At 72.9% G+C, this 22,412-nt stretch carries 18 protein-coding genes; 3 read left to right on the plus strand and 15 right to left on the minus strand.

The genetic code is table 11. The features are described 5' to 3' along the window. Window positions 1–20 precede the first annotated feature (20 nt). The 3 genes from CLV70_RS12650 to CLV70_RS12660 are packed head-to-tail and all read right to left on the minus strand — an operon-like array spanning window position 21 to window position 1,595. The gene (locus CLV70_RS12650; protein WP_106126645.1) at window positions 21–530 is read right to left on the minus strand and encodes a hypothetical protein; all 510 of its coding nucleotides are present in this window, start codon (window positions 528–530) and stop codon (window positions 21–23) included. Next, window positions 527–1,114, minus strand: coding sequence for an RNA polymerase sigma factor (locus tag CLV70_RS12655; RefSeq protein WP_106126646.1), 588 nt, complete (start codon window positions 1,112–1,114; stop codon window positions 527–529). Before CLV70_RS12655 ends, CLV70_RS12650 begins: the two co-directional genes overlap by 4 nt. A 16-nt stretch (window positions 1,115–1,130) precedes the next feature. Continuing rightward, window positions 1,131–1,595, minus strand: a complete 465-nt coding sequence (locus tag CLV70_RS12660; protein WP_106126647.1) for a hypothetical protein — start codon at window positions 1,593–1,595, stop codon at window positions 1,131–1,133. A gap of 120 nt (window positions 1,596–1,715) precedes the next feature. Between CLV70_RS12660 and CLV70_RS12665 the strand changes: the two genes are divergently transcribed. Next, window positions 1,716–2,333: a GNAT family N-acetyltransferase gene (locus tag CLV70_RS12665; protein WP_245908193.1), complete on the plus strand. Its 618-nt coding sequence runs from the start codon at window positions 1,716–1,718 to the stop codon at window positions 2,331–2,333. Between the two features lie 4 nt (window positions 2,334–2,337). Here the strand turns inward: CLV70_RS12665 and CLV70_RS12670 are convergent, their stop codons facing one another. From CLV70_RS12670 to CLV70_RS12695, 6 genes are all read right to left on the minus strand, one after another. Further along, complete coding sequence (locus CLV70_RS12670; protein ID WP_106126649.1) at window positions 2,338–2,679, minus strand: RNA polymerase-binding protein RbpA; 342 nt, start codon at window positions 2,677–2,679, stop codon at window positions 2,338–2,340. A gap of 197 nt (window positions 2,680–2,876) precedes the next feature. Next, complete coding sequence (secG, locus tag CLV70_RS12675; RefSeq protein ID WP_106126650.1) at window positions 2,877–3,131, minus strand: preprotein translocase subunit SecG; 255 nt, start codon at window positions 3,129–3,131, stop codon at window positions 2,877–2,879. Window positions 3,132–3,230: 99 nt separating this feature from the next. Then, window positions 3,231–4,022 (minus strand): triose-phosphate isomerase, encoded by a 792-nt coding sequence (gene tpiA, locus CLV70_RS12680; RefSeq protein WP_106126651.1) that lies wholly within the window; start codon window positions 4,020–4,022, stop codon window positions 3,231–3,233. A 2-nt stretch (window positions 4,023–4,024) separates the two neighbouring features. Next, on the minus strand, window positions 4,025–5,230 hold the full coding sequence (locus CLV70_RS12685; RefSeq protein WP_106126652.1) for a phosphoglycerate kinase: 1,206 nt from the start codon (window positions 5,228–5,230) through the stop codon (window positions 4,025–4,027). Between the two features lie 5 nt (window positions 5,231–5,235). Continuing rightward, window positions 5,236–6,231, minus strand: a complete 996-nt coding sequence (gene gap, locus CLV70_RS12690; RefSeq protein WP_106126653.1) for a type I glyceraldehyde-3-phosphate dehydrogenase — start codon at window positions 6,229–6,231, stop codon at window positions 5,236–5,238. Between the two features lie 359 nt (window positions 6,232–6,590). After that, window positions 6,591–7,208 carry a TetR/AcrR family transcriptional regulator gene (locus CLV70_RS12695; RefSeq protein ID WP_106126654.1) on the minus strand — a complete coding sequence of 206 codons (618 nt, stop codon included), beginning with the start codon at window positions 7,206–7,208 and terminating at the stop codon, window positions 6,591–6,593. A 60-nt stretch (window positions 7,209–7,268) separates the two neighbouring features. Here CLV70_RS12695 and CLV70_RS12700 point away from each other — a divergent pair, with 60 nt between their 5' ends. Continuing rightward, window positions 7,269–9,515 (plus strand): beta-glucosidase, encoded by a 2,247-nt coding sequence (locus CLV70_RS12700; RefSeq protein WP_106126655.1) that lies wholly within the window; start codon window positions 7,269–7,271, stop codon window positions 9,513–9,515. Between the two features lie 38 nt (window positions 9,516–9,553). Further along, window positions 9,554–10,747, plus strand: a complete 1,194-nt coding sequence (locus CLV70_RS12705; protein ID WP_106126656.1) for an MFS transporter — start codon at window positions 9,554–9,556, stop codon at window positions 10,745–10,747. A 259-nt stretch (window positions 10,748–11,006) separates the two neighbouring features. Here the strand turns inward: CLV70_RS12705 and whiA are convergent, their stop codons facing one another. The 6 genes from whiA to uvrA form a co-directional block, all read right to left on the minus strand. After that, window positions 11,007–11,987 carry a DNA-binding protein WhiA gene (gene whiA, locus CLV70_RS12710; protein ID WP_106126657.1) on the minus strand — a complete coding sequence of 327 codons (981 nt, stop codon included), beginning with the start codon at window positions 11,985–11,987 and terminating at the stop codon, window positions 11,007–11,009. A 93-nt stretch (window positions 11,988–12,080) separates the two neighbouring features. Beyond that, entirely contained in the window at window positions 12,081–13,310 is a 1,230-nt protein-coding gene (locus tag CLV70_RS12715) for a gluconeogenesis factor YvcK family protein (protein WP_281260446.1), read from the minus strand. A gap of 383 nt (window positions 13,311–13,693) precedes the next feature. Further along, entirely contained in the window at window positions 13,694–14,590 is an 897-nt protein-coding gene (rapZ, locus tag CLV70_RS12720; RefSeq protein ID WP_106126926.1) for an RNase adapter RapZ, read from the minus strand. Between the two features lie 384 nt (window positions 14,591–14,974). After that, complete coding sequence (gene uvrC, locus CLV70_RS12725; RefSeq protein ID WP_106126658.1) at window positions 14,975–17,476, minus strand: excinuclease ABC subunit UvrC; 2,502 nt, start codon at window positions 17,474–17,476, stop codon at window positions 14,975–14,977. A 499-nt stretch (window positions 17,477–17,975) separates the two neighbouring features. After that, a complete protein-coding gene (locus CLV70_RS12730; protein ID WP_170148606.1) occupies window positions 17,976–18,536 on the minus strand; it encodes a Rieske (2Fe-2S) protein in 561 nt (186 codons plus the stop codon). Window positions 18,537–19,365: 829 nt separating this feature from the next. Next, window positions 19,366–22,326, minus strand: coding sequence for an excinuclease ABC subunit UvrA (uvrA, locus tag CLV70_RS12735; RefSeq protein ID WP_106126659.1), 2,961 nt, complete (start codon window positions 22,324–22,326; stop codon window positions 19,366–19,368). Between the last annotated feature and the right edge of the window lie 86 nt (window positions 22,327–22,412).

A 22,412-nucleotide genomic window follows, 5' to 3' on the forward strand; every position in this document is an offset into this window, starting at 1 on the left:
CCGTCCGGCCGACGAGACCGTCACCCGAACGCTGAGGGCGGCGCGGCGTTCCCGGGCTGCGGGGCGGCCGGAACGCGACCCCGGTCGCCGGCGCCGGGGGTGATCGCCCCGGGGGTGGCCGCCCCGGGAGCCATCGGCGGGGTCGTGGGCGGCGTACCCTTCGGGGCGGCCGGCTCCGAGCGCTCCGGCTCTGCGCGCTCCGGCGTCGGCGCCGGGCCCACGGACGGCGACGGCCCGGGCGACTCCGACGGTACGGTCACCGCCGGCGCATCGGGCGTTCGCCGGGGCCCGTCGCGCCCGGGCAGGACGAGGCCGACGCCCACGGCGGCCAGCACCAGCGCCAGCCCCGCCACCAGCCCGCGCCACCCGGCGAGCCGCCACGACCTCGCGAGCCGCCCCGGCCGGCCCGTCGCGGTCGGCGGCACGGCGGGTTGCAGCTCGTCCGCGGTCACCTGACGCGCGCGGGCGGCCAGCGCCGCCCGCAGCCGGGCCTCGGTCGCGCTGGGCACGGAACCCTCCACCGTGCTCATGAGTGCTCCCCGAGCAGGCCGCGCAGCAGGGTCAGGGCCCGGTGCGCGGTCGACTTCACGGTGCCACGGGACACGTGCAGCACCTCGGCGATCTCCTGCTCGGACAGCTCCGACCAGTACCTCAGCACCACCACCTGGCGCTGCCGCACCGTGAGCTCCGCCAGCGCCGCCAGCACCTCCCGGTCACCCTCTCCCCTGAGCATCTGGTCCTCGGCGGCCGGTGCCGTGCCCGGCGGGGGCGGCACGTACGCCCGCGCGGTCCGCCGGCGCCGCAACGCCGACCGGGCCGCGTTCATCACCCCGGAGGTGAGGTAGGCGTCCGGGTCGGCGATCTTCCGCAGGTCGGCCCCGTGCCGCCGGTACAGCGCCGCGAACACGTCCTGCACGATGTCCTCGGCCGTGCCCAGGTCGTCGACCATCAGCACGGCCAGCCGCACGAGGTGCAGCCGGCGCGCGTGGTACAGCTCGTTGATCGCCGGAGGCCCGTCCGGGGCGCCGGGGTCGCGGACCGGCGCCGCGGACCCGGCCAGGGCCGACCGCAGCCACCGCAGCAGGGGCTGCGGCAGCGGCAGGGCGAGGATCATGGGCGGGGCCTGACGGTCAGCGGGCGCGGGAGGCCGACGGTACCCCGCCCGGTCGCGCCGGTGCAGGCGCGGCCTTGGGAGCGCCGGGGCGCGCCGGCGCGGGCTTGGCCTTGGGGGCGCCGGGACGGGCCGGGGAGGCGTCGGGCGCCGGGCGGCCGGGGCCCGCGCTCGGCGCCGGCGCCGGCTCGGCCGGCCGCGGACCGCCGGGCGTCACGGGCACGGGCGCTCCACCCGGCCGTCCGGGCTCGGCGGGCATGGGGGCGCCGCCGCCGGGCTTGGCGGGCATCGGAGCTGCCGCACCGGGGGCGGGCGCTCCGCCGGGACTTCCCGGCTTGGCGGGCACCGGCGCGGGCGCGTCCGTGACCCTCGACGGCTCCGGCTTCCCGGAATCGGCGAACGCGGTGGCGGCGTACCCGCCACCCAGGACGACGACGGCGGTCACGGCGACGGTGTACGTGGCGGCACGGGCGGTCAGGCGCATCAGCTGAACTCCTGCGGGGTCGATGGGGGCTCTCGCAGGGAGGGACGCACGACGCCGGAAAAGGTTGGCGCCGTCATGGTGACGCCGGTCACACCCCAGTGCTTCCCTAGACTCGGGCGGGTGCAGCCAGTGATCCGTGCGTACCGGCCCGAGGACCTCGACACCGTCTACGACATCTGCGTGCGTACCGCCGATGCGGGAGGTGACGCGCGGGGGCTCTACTCCTCGGACCGGCTCATGGGCGACATCTTCGCGGCGCCGTACGTGATCCTCGAACCGGAGCACGCGCACGTCCTCGACGACGGCACCGGCACAGCGGTCGGCTATGTGCTCGGCACCGCCGACACGGCCCGCTTCGCCCGGCGCTACCGCGAGGAGTGGCTGCCTGCGACGGCGGGACGCTACCCGGTGCCGGCCGATCCGCCGGCGACGGCCGAGGACGGCATGCTGGCGCTGCACTACCGGCCGGAGCGCATGATCGTGCCGGAGCTCGCCGGCTACCCCGCCCACCTGCACATCGACCTGCTGCCGGAGTGGCAGGGCAAGGGCTGGGGCCGCGGCCTGATCGCGGCGTTCCTGGCCGGCCTGCACGCGGCCGGGGTCCCGCGCGTGCACCTCGGCATGGCCGAGCGGAACAGCGCGGCCCGGGCGTTCTACGACCGCCTCGGCTTCGTCGAGCTGGCCGTCCCCGACCCGGGCCCCGTCGTCTACCTCGGGCGCGAGACGACCCCGCTGTAGGGGCCTATTCGCCCCGGCGGCGGCGCACCTTGGCCAGGGCCTCCGCGAGGATCGCCTCCCCGTCGGCGTCGGAGCGGCGCTCCTTCACGTACGCGAGGTGGGATTTGTAGGGTTCCGCCCGCATCCTGCCCGGCGGGTTGGCACGGTCGAGGCCGGCCGGCTGGCCGCACCGGGTGCAGTCCCAGGTCTCGGGCGGGGCGACGTCGGCGGCGAAGCGGACGTCCATCTCGTGGCCGGCCGCGCACCAGTACGTCACCTCCCGCCGCGGGGCGGGCTCGCTGCGCTCGTCGGGGCGCATCGGGCTGGAACCGATGCGGCTTCCGCGGATCGCACTGCCACTGGACACGGATGTGACTCCTGTCTTTCAGGGGCGTCATCGCCGGGGAGGATCGGCGGTGGTGAGGGTGCTGCCAGGATCGTGCGGTGCAAAAAACAACCGCGCGGCCCGGACGGACCGGACCGCGCGGCAGAGTCTACGACTCTCGAAGCGCCTCAGGAAGGGTTGCCGACGAACGGTGCGGAACCGGACGTTAACAATAGGTTTCAGGACGCCTGAGCGAGCTTGAGCCAGAGGCCGAGGCCGACGATGCAGGCGAACCACACGATGCCGACCAGCACCGTGTAGCGGTCGAGGTTCTTCTCCGCGACCGACGAGCCGGCCAGGCTCGAGGTGACGCCGCCGCCGAACATGCTGGACATGCCGCCGCCCTTGCCGCGGTGCAGCAGGATCAGCAGGGTCAGCAGGATGCTCGTGATGATGAGCAACACGATCAACGTGTAGGCGAACGCGATCGGCATGGTCGGGTCATTCCTCTCGAAGGGCGCAGCAGCGACACCACAATAGCGGGCGCACGCGGAACCGGCCGCCCCAGGGGGCGGCCGGTCCGTTCGATGCCTCTAGCGCTGGACGTGCTCGGGGAACCGGACGATCGAGGCGAACTCCTCGGCGTCCAGGCTCGCGCCGCCGATCAGCGCGCCGTCCACGTCCGGCTGCGCCATGATCGCGGCGATGTTGGCCGCCTTCACGGAGCCGCCGTACTGGATGCGCACCGCGTCGGCCGTCTCGGCGCCGTACTTCTCGGCGAGCCGGGCCCGGATGGCCCCGCACACCTCCTGCGCGTCGTCGGGCGTCGCGGTCTTGCCGGTGCCGATCGCCCACACCGGCTCGTACGCGATGACGATCTTCTGCACCTGCTCGGCCTTGAGCCCGTCGAGGGCGCCGTCGAGCTGGGTGCAGCAGTGCGCCACCTGCCCGGCGGCCTCGCGGATGTCGAGGCCCTCGCCGACGCAGAGGATCGGGGTGAGCTCGTTGGCGAGCGCCGCCTTCACCTTCGCGTTGACCAGCGCGTCGTCCTCGCCGTGGTACTCGCGGCGCTCGGAGTGCCCGATCACCACGTAGGAGCAGCCCAGCTTGGCGAGCATCGCGCCGGAGATCTCCCCGGTGTAGGCCCCGCCCTTGTGCTGAGACAGGTCCTGGGCGCCGTACTTGATCAGCACCTTGTCGCCGTCGATCGCCGTCTGCACGCTGCGCAGGTCGGTGAACGGCGGCAGCACGACCGCCTCGACGTCGGTGAGCTGCTGCTCGTTGAGGCTGGCGGCCAGCTTCTGCACGAGGAGGATGGCCTCGAGGTGGTTGAGGTTCATCTTCCAGTTGCCGGCCATGATGGGCCGGCGGGTGTTGTCAGCCATGCTCAGCTCTCCGACGCCGAAAGGGCGGACAGGCCCGGAAGGGTCTTGCCCTCGAGGTACTCCAGCGACGCGCCGCCGCCGGTCGAGATGTGCCCGAAGCCGGACTCGTCGATGCCCAGCGTGCGCACGGCCGCGGCCGAGTCGCCGCCGCCGACCACGGAGAAGCCGTCGATCTTGGTGATCGCCTCGGCCACGCCCCGGGTGCCGGCCGCGAACGGCGCCAGCTCGAACACGCCCATCGGCCCGTTCCAGAACACCGTCTTCGCCGACCCGATCGCCTCGGCGAACAACGCGACCGACGCGGGACCGATGTCCAGACCCAGCCGATCGGCCGGAATGTCCGAGACATCCACGACGTCATGCGCGGCGTCGGCCGCGAATTCCGAAGCCGCCACGACATCGACCGGAAGGACGATCCGGCCCTGCGCCTGCTCCAGCAGCGAAGCGCAGGTGGCGATCATCTCGGCCTCGAGCAGCGACTTGCCGACCTCGTGGCCCTGGGCCTTGAGGAACGTGAAGCACATGCCGCCGCCCACGAGCAGCTTGTCGACCTTCGGCAGCAGCGCCTGGATCACGGCGAGCTTGTCGGAGACCTTCGAGCCGCCGAGCACGACCACGTACGGCTGCTCGGGGCTCTCGGTGACGCGCTTGAGCACGTCGACCTCGCGCAGCACCAGGCCGCCGGCGTAGTGCGGCAGCCGGGCCGGGACGTCGTACACCGAGGCGTGCTTGCGGTGCACGGCGCCGAACGCGTCGTCGACGTAGTACTCCGCGAACGCGGCGAGCTTGTCCGCGAACCCGCCGCGCACGGCGTCGTCCTTCGACGTCTCGCCCTCGTTGAAGCGCAGGTTCTCCAGCAGCAGCACCTGGCCGTCCTGCAGCGCGTCCACCGAGGCGGAGGCCGACTCGCCGATGGTGTCCGAGGCGAAGATCACCGGGTTGCCGAGCAGCTCACCGAGGCGCTGGGCGACCGGCGCGAGGGTGAACCTGGGGTCCGGCGCGCCCTTGGGGCGGCCGAGGTGCGAGCACACGATGACGCGGGCGCCCGCGTCACGCAGCGCCACCAGCGTGGGCAGCACCGCGCGGATGCGTCCGTCATCGCTGATGACCGTGGGGTCACTCTTGTCGAACGGGACGTTCAGGTCGGCGCGCACGAGCACACGCCGACCCGAGACACCCTCGCCGAGCAGGTCGTCGAGAGCCTTCACGAAGCTCAGCCGACCAGCTTGACCAGGTCGACGAGGCGGTTCGAGTAGCCCCACTCGTTGTCGTACCAGCCGACGACCTTGACCTGGTTGCCGATCACCTTGGTGAGGCCGGCGTCGAAGATGCAGGAGGCCGGGTCGGTGACGATGTCCGCGGACACGATCGGGTCCTCGGTGTAGACCAGGATGCCCTTGAGCGGGCCGTCGGCGGCGGCCTTGATGGCGGCGTTGACCTCGTCGACCGAGGTCTCCTTGCCGGCGGTGAAGGTCAGGTCGGTGGCCGAGCCGGTCGGGATCGGCACGCGCAGCGCGAAGCCGTCGAGCTTGCCCTTGAGCTCCGGCAGCACCAGGCTGACGGCCTTCGCGGCGCCGGTCGAGGTCGGCACGATGTTCAGCGCGGCGGCGCGGGCCCGGCGCAGGTCCTTGTGCGGGCCGTCCTGCAGGTTCTGGTCCTGCGTGTACGCGTGGATCGTGGTCATCAGGCCACGCTCGATGCCGATCGAGTCGTTGAGCACCTTGGCCATCGGCGCGAGGCAGTTGGTGGTGCAGGACGCGTTCGAGATGATGTTGTGCTGCGCGGCGTCGTACAGGTGGTCGTTGACGCCGACGACGACCGTGATGTCCTCGTTCTTGGCCGGGGCCGAGATGATGACCTTCTTCGCACCCTTGTCGAGGTGCGCCTTCGCCTTGGTGGCGTCGGTGAAGAAGCCGGTCGACTCGATGACGACGTCGGCGCCCAGGTCGCCCCACGGCAGGTTCTGCGGGTCGCGCTCGGCGTACGCCTTGAAGGTCTTGCCGGCCACGGTGATCTCGTCGGCGGTGGCCTTCACCTCGTGCGGCAGGCGGCCCAGGATGCTGTCGTACTTCAGCAGGTGGGCGAGCGTGGCGTTGTCGGTGAGGTCGTTCACACCCACGATCTCGATGTCCGCGCCGGAGGCGGCCACCGCCCGGAAGAAGTTACGGCCGATACGGCCGAAGCCGTTGATGCCAACCCGGATGGTCACAGGTCGATCTCCTCGTTTCGGTCCGCCGGGTTTCTGCGACCGGCGGAGGTTTTCGTGCCGACCAGTTGTCGAAGGCCGGCTGTGAATGGGCCGCGCTTTACCGTTCCGGCACCGCGTCAGTCGATCCGCGGCGTCCCGGCGCGTCGGCCCTAGCTGCCGGCACCGTCGCCGTCAACCAAGACCCTAGCCGAGAAGCCCGGTCGCCCTCGCGTCGGGGCCGCGACCTGATCGTTACCTCAGGCCGAAAATCATTCTTCGGTACGGGCACCGGGGCGCACAAAAGCAATAGGTCCCGAGCCCCCGGGCAGCAAGGCCCGCCGCGGCCGGCGGGCCGTACCCCGCCGCCGGCCCGGACCCGCTCATTCTGCCGGGCGTTCGAGCAGGCTTTCCAGAAGATCCAAGGACTTCTCGATGTCGACCGCGGGATCGAGCAGCCATTGCGTCTGCAGGCCGTCCGAGGCGGCGATCACCAGCGCCGCGGCGGCCTCCGCCGAGATGTCCGCGCGGATCCGGCCGGCCGCCTGCTCGTCGCGTACCCGGTCGGCCAGCAGCCGGCGCAGCCCGTCGAAGCGGGCCGAGAAGAACGTGCGGGCGTCGTCGTGCCCGGCCTCCAGCGCCGCGGCGACCAGCGTGGAGTAGAGCTGCACCAGGCCCGGTACGCCGTGGTTGCGGCGGGCGGCGTGGGTCATGAGGCCGACCACCGAGCTGGTCTCCGGCGCCGGGTCCTCGTCGATCGACCGCTCCTCGGCGGCCCGGTAGACCTCGACGAGCAGTTCCTCACGTGACGAGAAGTAGTGCTTGAGCGCCGCGTGCGAGACGCCGATCGCCTCGCCGATCGCGCGCAGCGACGTGCCCTCGGCGCCCCGGTCGGCGAAGACCTCGATGGCCCGGTCGAGGATCTCGCGCCGCCGCCGCACGCCCTTCTCGTACGCGCCGCGCCGGCTCGGTGCGGGGGTGGTGTCCGGGGCGTCCGCCATCGCGCCATCGTAGGCGCCCAAAAACTTCCACGCGGAGGTTTTCATTGTTACGATTCCGGCATGACCTCCCCCGCCGCTCCGCCCCTGGACATCCCCGCCCTGCTCAGCGCCCTCACGCTCGAGGAGAAGGCCGCCCTGCTCGACGGCGCCGACTTCTGGCGTACCCAGGCGGTCGAGCGCCTCGGCATCCCCTCGGTCATGGTCACCGACGGCCCGCACGGCCTGCGCAAGCAGGCCGGCGGGGCGGACCACGTCGGCCTGCACGACAGTGTCCCGGCGACCTGCTTCCCGCCCGCCGCCGGCCTGGCCTCGACCTGGGACCCGCACCTGCTCGCGCGCATCGGCGAGGCGCTGGGCCGGGAATGCCGCGCCGAGGAGGTCGCGGTCCTGCTCGGCCCCGGCACCAACATGAAGCGCTCTCCGCTGTGCGGCCGCAACTTCGAATACTTCTCCGAGGACCCGCTGCTCGCCGGCGAACTGGGCGCGGCGCTGGTGGACGGCATCCAGAGCCAGGGCGTGGGCACGTCGCTGAAGCACTTCGCGGCGAACAACCAGGAGACCGACCGGATGACCGTCTCCGCCGACATCGACGAGCGGACCCTGCGCGAGATCTACCTGCCGGCGTTCGAGCGGGTCGTCACCGGGTCCCAGCCGTGGACGGTCATGTGCTCGTACAACCGCATCAACGGCACGTACGCGAGCGAGGACCCCTGGCTGCTCACCGACGTGCTGCGCGACGAATGGGGATACACCGGCCTGGTCGTGTCGGACTGGGGCGCGGTCAACCGCCGAGACGCCGGCGTGGCCGCGGGCCTCGACCTGGAGATGCCCTCCTCCGGCGGATCCGGCACCCGGGTCATCCTGGACGCGGTCCGGGCCGGCACGCTCGGCGAGAAGGACGTCGACCGCGCCGTCACCCGCGTCCTCGAACTGCTCAACCGCGCGCTGCCCGCGCTCGCCCCGGGCCAGACGTTCGACGCCGGCGCCCACCACGCCCTCGCCCGCGAGGCGGCGGCCGCCAGCGCGGTGCTGCTCAAGAACGAGAACGACCTCCTGCCCCTGGCGCGCACCGGCGGGCCGGTCGCGGTGATCGGCGAGTTCGCCCGTACCCCGCGGTTCCAGGGCGCGGGATCGTCGCAGGTCAACCCCACCCGGGTCGACTCGGCCCTGGACGCGCTGCGGGCCGGCGACCGCGAGGTGATCTTCGCCCCCGGCTTCGCCATCGAGTCCGGAACCGCCGACCCGGCCCTGGTCGAGGAGGCCGTCCGGGCGGCCGCGAGCGCCGACGTGGCCGTACTCTTCCTCGGCCTCCCGCCGGCCTACGAGTCCGAGGGCTACGACCGCGACCACATGGACCTGCCGGCCCACCAGGTCGAGCTGCTGCACGCCGTCGCGGACGCCAACCCCCGGGTCGTCGTCGTGCTCTCCAACGGCTCGGTCGTCTCCGTGGCACCGTGGCAGGACCGGGCCCCGGCCGTGCTCGAGGGCTGGCTGCTCGGCCAGGCTGGCGGCGCGGCGACCGCGGACCTGCTGTACGGCGCGGCCACCCCGGCGGGCAAGCTCGCCGAGACGATCCCGGTCCGCTACGAGGACAACCCGGCGCTCGGCAACTTCCCCGGCGAGCACGGCCACGTCCGCTACGGCGAAGGCCTGCTCATCGGCTACCGCTGGTACGACGCGCACCGGCTGCCGGTCGCGTACCCGTTCGGCCACGGCCTGTCCTACACCACGTTCGGCTACGACGGCCTGACCACGACCACCGACGCCGACCGGGTACGCGTGACCCTCACGGTGACCAACACCGGCCCGCGCCCCGGCACCGAGATCGTCCAGGTGTACGTGACCGACCCCCAGGCCGCCGTCTACCGCCCCGAGCAGGAGCTGCGCGGCTTCGCCCGGGTCACGCTCGCGCCGGGCGAGAGCGAGCGGGTGACCGTGGAGCTGGGCCGGCGGGCGTTCGCGTACTGGCACCCGGCCCTGCGGCGCTGGACCGTCGAGGCCGGCGCGTTCGGCATCCGGGTCGGCGCGTCCTCCCGCGACATCCGCCTGGAGACCACGGTGGAGCTGCCCGGCGACGACGTCACCCCGCCGCTCGCCGCCGAGTCCTCGGTGGAGGCCTGGCTGGCGCACCCGGCCGCGGGCGACTGGCTGCGCGCCAACCTCGGCGACGGCCTGTTCCACACCATGCTCTTCGACCCGAGGAACGGCCAGATGATGCGGGCGATGCCGTTGCAGCGGCTGTCCCGCTTCCCCGGCTTCCCCGTCGCCGAGCCGCAGGTCGACGAGGCGGTGGCCCGCTTCTCCTGAGCACGACCCGCCCCGCCCCCACTCCCGTCTGGAAACCCATGTCCGTCACCGCCGCGCCCGCGGAGCCCGACGTCCAGGCCCGTCGCGCCCGGGTCGCCGTCGCCGTCCTGTTCCTCACGAACGGCGCGCTGTTCGCCAACGTCGTACCGCGCTACCCCGAGGTCAAGGACCACCTCGACCTCAGCAACGCCCTGCTCGGTACGGCGCTGGCGGCGGGACCGCTCGGCGCCCTCACCGGCGGCCTGTTCGCCTCGGCGGTGATCCGGCTGATCCGCTCGTCCCGCGCCGGCGCGGCGGGCATCTCGGTGGTCGCCGCCGGCTTCCTGCTGGTCGCGGTCGCGCCGTCCTGGTGGGCGCTGGCCGCGGTCCTGTTCGTGGCGGGCGCGGCGGACGCCATCGTGGACGTCGCCCAGAACGCCCACGGCCTGCGCGTCCAGCGCCTCTACGGCCGCTCGATCGTCAACTCGTTCCACGGCGTCTGGAGCATCGGCGCGGTCCTCGGCGGCCTGATGGGCTCCGCGGCGGCCGGGCTCGGCATCCCGCTCGTGCTCCACCTGGCGATCTCCGGCGGGCTGTTCAGCGTGGTGGCGCTGCTCGCGTACCGTTTCATGCTGCCCGGACCGGACCACGCCGACCGCCCACCCGCGCCGGCCGGCCGGCGCGCCTTCCCCGGCACGGCGGTCGGGATGCTCGCGGCCCTGGGCGTCCTCGCGATCTTCGGCTCCCTCGTGGAGGACGCCGGCGCCTCCTGGGGAGCCCTGTTCCTGACCGACGACATCGGCGCGACCGCCGCGACCGCCGGCCTCGCCTTCGTGGCCCTCCAGGTCGCGATGACGGCCGGCCGCCTCCTCGGCGACCGCGCGGTCGACCGCTTCGGCCAGCGCACGGTCACCCGCACCGGCGGCGCGATCGCGGCGGCGGGCATGGGCGCCGCCCTCGCCTTCCCGTCGGTCGGCACGGCGCTGGCCGGCTTCGCCCTGGCCGGCCTGGGCACAGCAACCCTGGTACCGGCCGCCATGCACACGGCCGACGAACTGCCGGGCCTCCCGCCGGGCGCGGGCCTGACGATCGTGAGCTGGGTGCTGCGCGTCGGCTTCCTCGCCTCACCACCCCTGGTCGGCCTGGTGGCCGACCACAGCAGCCTCCGCGTGGGCCTGCTGAGCGTGGTGATCGCCGGGGTGGGGACGCTGCTGCTCGGCCGCGTCCTTCTCAACCGCCCCGCCCCGCACTGACCCACGGCGCCTCCCGGCCGCCCGCCGTTCCGGGCGGTCACCGCCCGCCGCTCTTCTGGACGGTCACCGCCCGCCGTCCCCCCGGCCCTGCGTTCCCCGGCGGCACGTTCCCCCGGCCCGGCGTTCTCCGGCGGGACGTTCCCCCGGCCCGGCATTCTCCGGCGGGACGTTCCCCCGGACCGGCGTTCCCCGGGCGGCGCGTCCCCGGACCGGCGTCTTCCGGCGGCGCGCTTCCCGGACCGGCGTTTCCCCGGCCGGTTCAGCAGGCCATCATCTCCGGGGTGACGGCGGCTTCGGTGTCCGGGATGCCGAGGTCCCGGGCGCGCTTGTCGGCCAGGGCGAGCAGGCGCCTTATCCGGCCGGCGATCGCGTCCTTCGTCAGCGGCGGGTCGGCGAGGGCGCCCAGCTCCTCCAGGCTGGCCTGGCGGTGCTCGAGCCGCAGCTGACCCGCCGACGTCAGGTGGTTCGGGGCCTCGTCGGCGAGGATCTCCAGCGCCCGGGTCACCCGGGCGGCGGCGGCCACCGCGGCGCGGGCCGAACGGCGCAGGTTCGCGTCGTCGAAGTTGGCGAGGCGGTTCGCGGTCGCGCGCACCTCACGGCGTACCCGTCGCTCCTCCCAGGCGAGCACGCTGGCGTGCGCCCCGACCCGGGTGAGCAGCGCCGCGATCGCGTCCCCGTCCTTGATCACGACCCGGTCGACGCCGCGCACCTCGCGTTCCTTGGCGGTGATCCCGATCCGGCGGGCGGCGCCGCGCAGCGCCAGGGCCGCCTCCGGACCCGGGCAGGTGATCTCCAGCGCGCTCGAACGACCGGGCTCGGTCAGCGAGCCGTGCGCCATGAACGCGCCCCGCCAGGCGGCGACGGCGCAGCAGACGTTCGCGGAGACGACGTGCGGAGGCAGGCCGCGCACCGGACGGCCCCGGACGTCGAGCAGGCCGGTCTGGCGGGCGAGCGCCTCCCCGTCCTTGACGATCCGGACGATGTAGTGGCTGCCCTTGCGCAGGCCACCGGAGGCGAGCACGTGGACCTCGCTCGGATACCCGTACACGTCGGCGATCTCCCGGCGGAGCCGCCGCGCGACCGCGCCGGTGTCGAGCTCGGCCTCGACGACCACCCGCCCGGACACGATGTGCAGCCCGCCCGCGAAGCGCAGCAGGGCGGCCATCTCCGCACGGCGGCAGCACGGCTTGGGCACGTCGACCCGGCTCAGCTCGTCCTTGACCGCTGCCGTCATCGCCATCTCGAAGTCACCTCATGCTGTTTCTGCGGTCTTGTTACGCGGTCTGTGTCGTGCTGGCCCATCGTCAGTTACTCCTGGCACATCGTCAGTTACTTAACGATCGGAGCCGAGGACCGGCACCAACGCAGTGCCCAACGACTCAGGATCATGCTTGGGACTGCCGTCCGCAACGGCCAAAGGGGCGAGCACCAGCCGCGCACCGAGCGCCCGGGCGGCCCGGTGCACCGGATCGGGCTCGCCGACCCACTTGGCATCGGCGAGCACGGTGTCGATGTGCAACTCGGGCAGGTACCAGTGCAGCGCGGCCAGATGGTCGGCCACGGAGAGCCCGAGCGTCTCGTTGTCGGCGGCAAGATTCAACGTGACGAGACGCCGCGCGGGACTCGCCACGATCGCGCCGGCCAACTCGGGCACGAGCAGGTGCGGCAGCACACTGGTGTACCAGCTCCCCGGCCCGAAGATCAGCCAGTCGGCCCCCCGGATCGCCTCGAGCGCCGCCGGGCAGGCAGGCGGCGAGGCAGGCACGATCCGTACGGCCTCGACATGCCCACTCGTGACGGCGACCGCATGCTGACCACGTACGGTGACAACCTCGCCGGGCCGCCCAGGCTCACCCCCGCGCACATCGGCCTCGATCCCGACGGCATGGCAGGCCATGGGAAGAACCCGCCCCTGAGCCCCCACCATCCGCCCGGCATGCTCGAGCGCCTCGACGGGGTCATCCATCAGCTCCAGCAACCCGAGCAACAACAGATTCCCGACGGCATGCCCGGCCAGCGGATCATGCTTCCCTCCGACGGAGGCGATCCGCCGATCGACGTTGCCCCAGCCGTCCTTCCCTACAGCCTGCCCGCTGCCGGGCCCACCCGCGCTGCCCGGCCCGCCCTCGCTGCCCGGTCCGCTTTCGCCGCCGGGTCCGCCCGCGCCGCCCGGCCCGCCCTCGCTGCCCGGCCCGCTCTCGCCGCCGGGTCCGCCCGCGCCGCCCGGCCCGCCCGCGCCGCCCGGCGCGCGGTCTCCGCGGCCGGTGTCGGCGGCGGGGGCGTGCACCGACGTGCGGCGGTCGGGGTTGCCGACGGGCGCGAAGCGGTGCTGCATCAGCTTGACCATGATCTGATGGCCCGGATCCTGGTCGGCGAGCGCCGTGAGGGCCATCCGCAGGTCGCCGGGGGGCAACTGAGCGTCCCGCTCGGCACGCAGCCGGCCGCTCGACCCACCGTTGTCGCCGACGGTGACGACCGCGGTGATGTCGAGGGTCAGCTCCGGCGAACAGTGCCGCAAGGCTTTGAGCGAGGCGGCGAGCCCATGCCCACCCCCGAAAGCCACAACTCTGATCGGCCGCCCCGCAGCGCCGATCCCACCGGCCGACAAGCCGCTCTCACCAGCCGTTGCGCTCCCGCCAACCGTTGCATTCCCACCGGCCGTTGCGCCTTCGCCGACCGTTGCGCTCCCAGCCAATGGGCTCCCACCGGCCCGCACGCTTCCGCCAGCCGCTGCGCTCCCGCCAACCGTTGCGCTCCCGCCAACCGTTGCGCTCCCGCCAGCCGCTGCGCTCCCGCCAACCGCTGCGCTCCCGCCAACCGCTGCGCTCTCTTCCATGCCGTCGCTGATCGGGCCGCTCGTGTCCGCGGCCGAGCTGCTCGGGCGGCCTGCATCGGCCGCTGTGGTCGGCCGGTTCGCGTCCCGGGACGGTCCGGCTGCGGCCGTGGTCACTCCCGGCCCAGGTCGCGGTGGGAGGCGTGGGCGGAGAGCCGGATGTCGCGCAGGCGGGTGGTCAGTTCCTCGGCGATCGCCACGCTGCGGTGCTTGCCGCCGGTGCAGCCGACCGCCACCGTCAGGTAGCGCTTGCCCTCGCGCTCGAAGCCGGGCGCGGTCGACGCGATGAGCTCGGCGTACGTGCCGACGAAGTCGTTCGCGCCCTCCTGGCCGAGCACGTAGTTGCTGACGCCCTCCTCGAGGCCGGTGTGATCCCGCAGCTCGGGCACCCAGAACGGGTTCGGCAGGAACCGCGCGTCCATCACGTAGTCGGCGTCGGGCGGCAGGCCGTACTTGAAGCCGAACGACAGCACGGTGATCCGCAGCCGCCGCGCGTCCTCCCCGCCGAACAGCTCCTCCACCCGCCGGCGAAGCTGGTTGACGTTGAGGTGGCTGGTGTCGATGATCACGTCGGCCTGCTCGCGCGCCTCCTCGAGCAGCTTCCGCTCGGCGGCGATCCCGTCGGCGAGCCGGCCGTCGCCCTGCAGCGGGTGGGAGCGGCGCACGGACTCGAAGCGCCGGATGAGCACCTCGTCGTCGGCGTCGACGAACACGACGCGCGGCGAGAACCCGCGGTCCTTCAGCGCACGGACCGCGCCGGCCAGGTCGGTGGAGAAGGCCCGGCTGCGCACGTCCAGCACCATTGCCGTACGCCGGGCAGCCCCGCCGGCCTCGAACGCGAGCTGAGCCATGTCCAGCATCAACGCCTGCGGAAGATTGTCGACGACGTAGAAGCCGACGTTCTCCAGGGCGCGGGCGACCGTACTGCGGCCACCACCGGACACCCCGGTGACGACCACAAGGTCGGTCCCGGCCTCGTCGGGAGACGGCTCCGGAGGGAACTCCGGCATCGACTCGGTCACGCACTCCTCCTGCACCGCTGCTACCTCACCCGGTCCGGGCGGACACTGCATCCTAGGCCGACACGACGACCCGGGGCCGCCGGACATCATGTCCGGTACCCGATCCGGTCGCCACCCGGGCCCGGATTCACCCGTCCCGCGCAACACCGCCCCCGGCCGTCCCTATTCCGCCCCTTTCCGCAGCTCACCGCCCGTCACCAACCCACCGCACAAAGCCATCGACCCCGACAGCAGAGCCACCACCCGCGCCGCTACCTCCTCCTGCTGCCACGGAGGTAGCCCCCGCAGCGGCAGCGACAAACACAGGTCGCCCAGGCAGCGGGCGGTGTCAGCGGACGAGGATCGGTGTCCGCGATGAGGGCAGCGTGTCGGTCAGCTGTCGGGTTCGCCTCCTTCTCCGTTTGCCGGCGGGCCCGTGGCCGGGGAAGGCACCGGACGGGCCACCCGGGTGCGGTTCGCGCCGGCCCGGGTTCTGCCCGCACCGCCCGCCGGCACCGGGCCGGCCTGGGCAGAGCCGTCGCCGGGCAGCCCACCGTCCGGGCCGCCGTCCGGGCCGCCGGGCTGGCCGCCGGTCGGGCTGCCGGGCGCGTCGCCGCGCTGGCCGCCGGTCGGGGCGCTGAGCGGGCTGCCGGTCGGGGCGTCGGTCGGGGCCGGGTCCTTCGTGGTGCCGAGTGCCGCGAGGACCGCTTCCGCTGTGCGGCGGCCGATGCCGGGGACCTCGGTGATCTCTTCCGGTGTTGCCTGGCCCAGGCGCTTCAGGGATCCGAAGTGGCGCAGCAACGCCTTGCGGCGGGTCTCGCCCAGGCCGGGGATGTTGTCCAGCGCGGACGCGGTCATCCGCTTCGAACGGCGCTGGCGGTGGAACGTGATCGCGAAGCGGTGGGCCTCGTCGCGGACGCGCTGGAGGAGGTACAGCGCTTCCGACGTGCGGGGGAGGATGACCGGGAAGTCCTCGCCCGGCAGCCAGACCTCCTCGAGCCGCTTCGCCAGGCCGCACAGCGCCACGTCGGTGATGCCGAGGTCGGACAGGACCGCGGCGACGGCGTTGACCTGGGGCTGGCCGCCGTCGACCACGACAAGCTGCGGCGGGTACGCGAAACGCCGAGGCCGCCCGGTCAGCGGGTCGATGCCCGGCAGATCGCTGGTCACCGGCTCGTCGCCGCCGGCATCTGCACCGGCCTCCGGCGAGCGCCCGGATGCGTCCTCAAGGGACGCGTCTGCACCGGCGTCCAGCACGTCCCCGGAGGCATTCTCAAGGGACGTGTCCGCATCGGACAGGCCAGCACCCGCCCCGACGGCAGGGGCCGTCGGGGCGGCCCCGGCTCCGGCGACCGCGGCTCCCGCTCCCGCTCCGGCGACCGCGGCTCCCGCTCCCGCTCCGGCGACCGCGGCTCCGGCTCCGGCGACCGCGGCTGCGGCTCCCGCTCCGGCTATCGCGGCGTCGGCTGCGGTTGCCTCCTCACCTGCCTGGGCCCGGTAGCGGGCGAAGCGCCGGCGCATCACCTCGCTCATTGCCGCCAGGTCGTCGGTGCCGCTGCCGTCCGGGTTGCCTCGGACCGCGAAGCGGCGGTACTCGCTCTTGCGGGCCAGACCGTCCTCGAAGACGACCATGCTGGCCACGACGTCGGTGCCCTGGATCTGGGAGACGTCGAAGCACTCGATGCGCAGCGGGGCGGTGTCCATGCCGAGGGCTTCGGCGATCTCGTCGAGCGCCTTGCTGCGGGTGGTCAGGTCGCCGGCGCGGCGCAGCTTGTGGCGGGCCAGGGACTCGCCCGCATTGCGTGCCACCGTTTCGAGGAGCGAGCGCTTGTCGCCCCGTTGCGGCACGCGGAGGCTCACCCGGCTCCCCCGGTGCTCGGACAGCCAGTGCTCGAGCGCGGCGGCGTCCGGCGGCAGCTCCGGCACGAGCAACTCGCGGGGGACGTCGCCTTCGCCGTGCTCATCGCCGTACACCTGGCTGCAGAAGTGGTGCACGAGGTCTCCGGTCGTCAGGTCCTCGACCTTTTCCACCACCCAGCCGCGCTGGCCGCGCACGCGGCCGTCGCGGACATGGAAGACCTGGACCGCCGCCTCGAGCGGATCCTCGGCGAACGCCACGACGTCGGCGTCGGTGCCGTCACCGAGCACGATGGTCTGCTTCTCCATCGCCTTGCGCAGGGCGGCGATGTCGTCGCGCAGGCGGGCCGCCTTCTCGAACTCGAGCTGCTCGGAGGCGTCGAGCATGTCCCGCTCGAGCCGCTTGACGAACGCGTCGGTGCGGCCGGCCATGAAGTCGCAGAAGTCGTCGACGATCTCGCGGTGCTGCTCGGCGGTGACCGTGCCGACGCAGGGCGCTGAACACTTGCCGATGTAGCCGAGCAGGCACGGGCGACCGATCTGGCCGGCCCGCTTGAAGACGCCGGCCGAGCAGGTGCGCGCCGGGAAGACCCGCAAGAGGAGATCCAGGGTTTCCCGGATCGCCCAGGCATGACTGTACGGCCCGAAGTACCGCACCCCCTTGCGCTTGGCGCCCCGCATGACCTGCAGCCGCGGATACTCCTCGTTGAGGGTGACGGCGAGGAACGGGTACGACTTGTCGTCGCGATACTTGACGTTGAACCGTGGGTCGAACTCCTTGATCCAGGAGAATTCGAGCTGCAGCGCCTCGACCTCGCTGCTGACGGTGACCCAGTCGACGGCCGCGGCCGTGGTCACCATCTGCTGGGTGCGCGCGTGCAGGCTCCACGTGTCGGCGAAGTACGAATTCAGCCGGTTGCGCAGGCTCTTGGCCTTGCCGACGTAGATGACGCGGCCGGTCGGATCACGGAATCGGTAGACACCGGGAGCGTCCGGAATGGTCCCGGGCGGCGGCCGGTAGCTGGACGGGTCAGGCACGGCTCAACACTAATCCCGACCCCTGACATGATTACCCGACCGGAGGCCCGTTGCCGCCGCCACGGCGTCGGGTCTCCGGCCGAGATCCCGCGCCCGCGAAGCCGGAATCCGTGGCCGCACCCGGAGACGATGGCCACACCCCGGAGCCCGTGGCCGCAGCCGGAAGCCCGTGGCCGCATCCCGTAGCCCGTGGTCGTGGCCCGTGGGTCGTGGCCCGTAGCCCGCGGGTCGTGGCCCGTAGCCCGTAGCCCGTGGTCGTAGACACGGAAGCCGGGGAGTGCAGACGCCCCGGATTCGACGTCAGCTCTCGGTGGGCATGCCTACGAGTGCACGGACGCTGCTTCACGCGGGCGCGCGGCACCGCGGGGGAAGAACGATGGGGCCGGCCGTGTCGGCAGGGGTGTGACCGCCGCCTCACCGGACCCGGCCGGGGACCGCGGGGCGTTGTTCGACGCCCCGCGGGCTCCAGCGGCGGCCACCACGGGCCGGCCCCACGACCTCAGGCGGCGACGATGTTGTCGCCGTCCACCTTGACCTGCGTCTCGGGCAGGGCCTTCTTCGCCGGGCCGGCCTTGGGCGAGCCGTCGGCGATGGAGAAGCTGCTGTTGTGGCACGGGCAGGTGATCACGCCGCCGTCGATCTTGGTCACGGGGCAGCCCTGGTGCGTACAGATCTTGCTGAATGCCTTGTAGGTGCCCTTCTCGGGCTGGGTGATCACGTAGTCGCCCTTGATGATGCCGCCGCCCTCGGGGATGTCGGCCACCGCCGCGAGGGTCTGGCCGCCGCCGCCCGAGTCGCCGCCACCGTTGTCGCCGCCGTTGTTGCCGGCGCCGCCCGCATCGGCGCCGGAGCTGCCCGCGGGCGCGGGATTGTTGGTGAAGTCGCCGCCGTTGGCGCCCGTGTTGCCGGTGCCGCTGGTGTCCGTGCCGCAGGCGGCGAGGAGGCACCCCGTGCCGAGCGCCCCGGCGCCCACGAGCACGACGCGGCGGGAGGTGACCGCGCCGCTGGCGGAGTCGGTGCCCGCGGTCTCGGTGTCAGGCCTCGTCTGCACGTCAGTCATCTGTTCGCCAAACCCTTCCACGTACCCCTGGTCCGCGCGCTTGCGTCACGCGGCGTCGCCTGTACATACGCGTCCCCCACCGGCGTGGTTCATGGGGACCGGGAAATTATGGGCCCGGAATCGCCGATTTACGACGCGTTGCGCGGGGCCGGCGCGACTCTCGCTCACGTTTCCGCAGGACGCGAAGGGAACTGACGCAGTAGCTGTGAGTTACCTGTGACCTTCAATAATCTCAGACTCCGGCCGCCACGACGCCCGGCGCGAGCAGGCGTGAGGCCGGACGGAGCCGAGCACGGCCGAGCACGGCCGGACGCGGCCGGGCGGGGCCGGACGCGGCCGGGCGGGGCCGGACGCGGCCGGGCGGGGCCGGACGCGGCCGGGCGGGGCCGGACGCGGCCGGGCGGGGCCGGACGCGGCCGGGCGGGGCCGGACGCGGCCGGGCGGGGCCGGACGCGGCCGGGCGGGGCCGGACGCGGCCGGACGCGGCCGAGAGGGGCCGGACGCGGCCGGGCACGGCCGAGCACGGCCGAGCAGGGCCGGACGCGGCTGGGCGCGACCGAACGGGGCCGGGCACGGCCGCGTGAGCCGAGGCGAGCCACCTCAGCCCGGATCGGGCCGACCGGGCGAGCCGACCCGACCGAACCAGGCCCGGGACCGTGACGGCCCGACCCACAGCCGCCCGAACCAGGCCGCCCGGCCCACAGCCGCCCGGCCCACAGCCGCCCGACCCACAGCCGCCCGCACCAGGCCGCCCGGCCCAAGAAGCCAGCCGGCCCGGACCGGCGCGGCAGAGGCAGGCTGCCCGGGACGGACGGGGCGAGAGGCGAGGTCAGACGGCGGCGGCCTTGGCTCGGGAGCGGGTGGTGCGGGGCTTGGCGGCCGGCTTGGTCGCGCCGTTCGCCTTGGCGGCGCGGGCCACTGCCGCCTCCGCGCCGGCCGGCTCGCCGGTCAGGCCGAGCATGGGGCGCAGGAAGTGGCCCGTGTGGCTGCCCGGGACCTCGGCGACCTCCTCCGGGGTGCCGGTGGCCAGGACCAGGCCGCCCTTGTTGCCGCCCTCCGGGCCCATGTCGATGAGCCAGTCGGCCGTCTTGATCACGTCGAGGTTGTGCTCGATGGTGATCACCGTGTTGCCCTTGTCGACCAGGCCGTTGAGCACCAGCAGCAGCTTACGGATGTCCTCGAAGTGCAGGCCGGTCGTGGGCTCGTCGAGCACGTAGACCGTGCGGCCGGTCGAGCGCTTCTGCAGCTCCGACGCCAGTTTGACGCGCTGCGCCTCGCCGCCGGAGAGGGTCGGGGCGGGCTGGCCGAGCCGTACGTAGCCCAGGCCCACGTCGACGAGGGTGCGCAGGTGCCGGTGGATCGCCGGGATGGCCTGGAAGAAGTCCGCGGCCTCCTCGATCGGCATCTCCAGCACCTCGGAGATGGTCTTGCCCTTGTAGTGGACCTCGAGGGTCTCCCGGTTGTAGCGCGCGCCCTTGCAGACCTCGCAGGGCACGTACACGTCCGGGAGGAAGTTCATCTCGATCTTGATCGTGCCGTCGCCGGAACAGTTCTCGCAGCGGCCGCCCTTGACGTTGAACGAGAACCGGCCGGGGCCGTACCCGCGGACCTTGGCCTCGGTCGTCTCGGCGAAGAGCTTGCGGACGTTGTCGAAGACGCCGGTGTACGTCGCCGGGTTGGAGCGCGGGGTGCGCCCGATCGGCGACTGGTCGACGCCGACCACCTTGTCGACGTGCTCGAGGCCGGTGATGCGGGTGTGCCGGCCGGGGACCATCCGGGCGCCGTTGATCTGGTTCGCCAGCACGGTGTAGAGGATGTCGTTGACCAGCGTGGACTTGCCGGAGCCGCTGACCCCGGTCACCGCGATGAACTGGCCCAGCGGGAAGCCGACCGACAGGTTGCGCAGGTTGTGCTCGCGCGCGCCCTGCACGACCAGCTCGCGCCCGGGCGTCTGCGGGCGGCGGGTGGCCGGCGTCGGGATCGACTTGCGGCCCGAGAGATACGCGCCGGTGGGCGACCGCTTGTTCGCCAGCAGCCCCTTCACCGACCCGCTGTGCACGATCTGCCCGCCGTGCTCGCCCGCGCCGGGGCCGATGTCGACGATCCAGTCCGCCGTACGGATGGTGTCCTCGTCGTGCTCGACCACGATGAGCGTGTTGCCGAGGTTCCGCAGCCGGACCAGGGTCTCGATCAGCCGGTGGTTGTCGCGCTGGTGCAGGCCGATGGACGGCTCGTCCAGCACGTAGAGGACGCCGACGAGGCCGGAGCCGATCTGGGTGGCGAGCCGGATGCGCTGCGCCTCGCCGCCGGACAGGGTGCCGGCGCCGCGGTCGAGCGACAGGTAGTCGAGGCCGACGTCGACGAGGAAGCGCAGCCGGGCGTTGATCTCCTTGAGCACCCGCTCGGCGATCATCTTCTGCCGGTCGTCGAGCTCGATGGTGGCCAGCAGCTCGGCGCACTCGCCCACCGACAGGTTGCAGACCTCGGCGATGCTCTTGCCGGCCACCGTGACCGCCAGCACCTCGGGCTTGAGCCGCGAGCCGCCGCACGTGGGGCACGGGATGTCGCGCATGTACCCCTCGTACTTGTCGCGCGACCAGTCACTCTCGGTGTCGTTGTGCCGGCGCTCGATCCACTGCACCACGCCCTCGAAGCCGGTGTAGTAGGAGCGCTCCCGGCCGTACTTGTTGCGGTAGCGGACGTGGACCTGGTCCTCGGAGCCGTAGAGGATGGTCTTCTGCGCCCGGCTGGGCAGTGCCCGCCACGGCGTGTCGACGCTGAAGCCCTCGGCCTTGGCCAGCGCCTCGAGCAGCCGCAGGAAGTATTCCAGGGTCGAGCCGCCGGACCAGGGCTGGATGGCGCCCTCGCGGATGCTGCGCTCCTCGTCGGGGACGATCAGCTCCGGGTCGACCTCCTTCTTGGTGCCCAGGCCGGTGCACTCCGGGCAGGCGCCGTACGGCGCGTTGAAGGAGAACACCCGGGGCTCGAGGTCCTCGATCGCGAGCGGGTGGTCGTTGGGGCAGGCCAGGTGCTCGGAGAAGCGGCGCTCGCGGGCCGGGTCGTCCTCGGGCAGGTCGACGAAGTCGAGCAGGACGATGCCGCCGGACAGCGCCAGCGTGGCCTCGACCGAGTCGGTGAGCCGCTGCTTGCTGCTCGCCTTGACGCTGAGCCGGTCGACCACCACCTCGATGGTGTGCTTCTCCTGCTTCTTCAGCTTCGGCGGCTCGGCGAGCGGATACACCACGCCGTCGACGCGGGCCCGGGCGTAGCCCTTCGACTGGAGCTCGGCGAAGAGGTCGACGTACTCGCCCTTGCGGCCGCGGATCACCGGGGCCAGGACCATGAACCGGGTGCCCTCGTCCATCGCGAGGACCCGGTCGACGATCTGCTGCGGGCTCTGCCTGCTGATCCGCTCGCCGCAGACCGGGCAGTGCGGGATGCCCGTGCGCGCGAAGAGCAGCCGGAGGTAGTCGTACACCTCGGTGATGGTGCCGACGGTCGAGCGCGGGTTGCGGGAGGTCGACTTCTGGTCGATCGAGACGGCCGGGGACAGGCCCTCGATGAAGTCGACGTCGGGCTTGTCCATCTGCCCGAGGAACTGCCGGGCGTACGACGACAGCGACTCGACGTAGCGCCGCTGGCCCTCGGCGAAGATCGTGTCGAAGGCGAGGCTGGACTTGCCCGAGCCGCTCAGCCCGGTGAACACGATCATCGCGTCGCGGGGCAGGTCGAGGTTGACGTCGCGCAGGTTGTGCTCCCGCGCGCCGCGGATTATCAGTCGGTCGGCCACAGCCAGCCACTCCGTTTACGTCAGTCTGATAGGCGCCGCCACCCTAAGCGCGGGGTACGACATTTTTCGGGGCCGCCGAGGTACAG

Source organism: Pseudosporangium ferrugineum, from assembly GCF_003002065.1.
Taxonomy (GTDB): Bacteria; Actinomycetota; Actinomycetes; order Mycobacteriales; family Micromonosporaceae; genus Actinoplanes; species Actinoplanes ferrugineus_A.

Coding starts and splice junctions, on each gene's coding strand:
- rapZ (WP_106126926.1), bottom strand. CDS start 14,590: ATGCCGGAGTTCCCTCCGGAGCCGTCTCCCGACGAGGCCGGGACCGAC.
- whiA (WP_106126657.1), bottom strand. CDS start 11,987: ATGGCGATGACGGCAGCGGTCAAGGACGAGCTGAGCCGGGTCGACGTG.
- CLV70_RS12655 (WP_106126646.1), bottom strand. CDS start 1,114: ATGATCCTCGCCCTGCCGCTGCCGCAGCCCCTGCTGCGGTGGCTGCGG.
- CLV70_RS12730 (WP_170148606.1), bottom strand. CDS start 18,536: ATGACTGACGTGCAGACGAGGCCTGACACCGAGACCGCGGGCACCGAC.
- CLV70_RS12705 (WP_106126656.1), top strand. CDS start 9,554: ATGTCCGTCACCGCCGCGCCCGCGGAGCCCGACGTCCAGGCCCGTCGC.
- CLV70_RS12700 (WP_106126655.1), top strand. CDS start 7,269: ATGACCTCCCCCGCCGCTCCGCCCCTGGACATCCCCGCCCTGCTCAGC.
- CLV70_RS12650 (WP_106126645.1), bottom strand. CDS start 530: ATGAGCACGGTGGAGGGTTCCGTGCCCAGCGCGACCGAGGCCCGGCTG.
- secG (WP_106126650.1), bottom strand. CDS start 3,131: ATGCCGATCGCGTTCGCCTACACGTTGATCGTGTTGCTCATCATCACG.
- tpiA (WP_106126651.1), bottom strand. CDS start 4,022: ATGGCTGACAACACCCGCCGGCCCATCATGGCCGGCAACTGGAAGATG.
- CLV70_RS12695 (WP_106126654.1), bottom strand. CDS start 7,208: ATGGCGGACGCCCCGGACACCACCCCCGCACCGAGCCGGCGCGGCGCG.
- CLV70_RS12660 (WP_106126647.1), bottom strand. CDS start 1,595: ATGCGCCTGACCGCCCGTGCCGCCACGTACACCGTCGCCGTGACCGCC.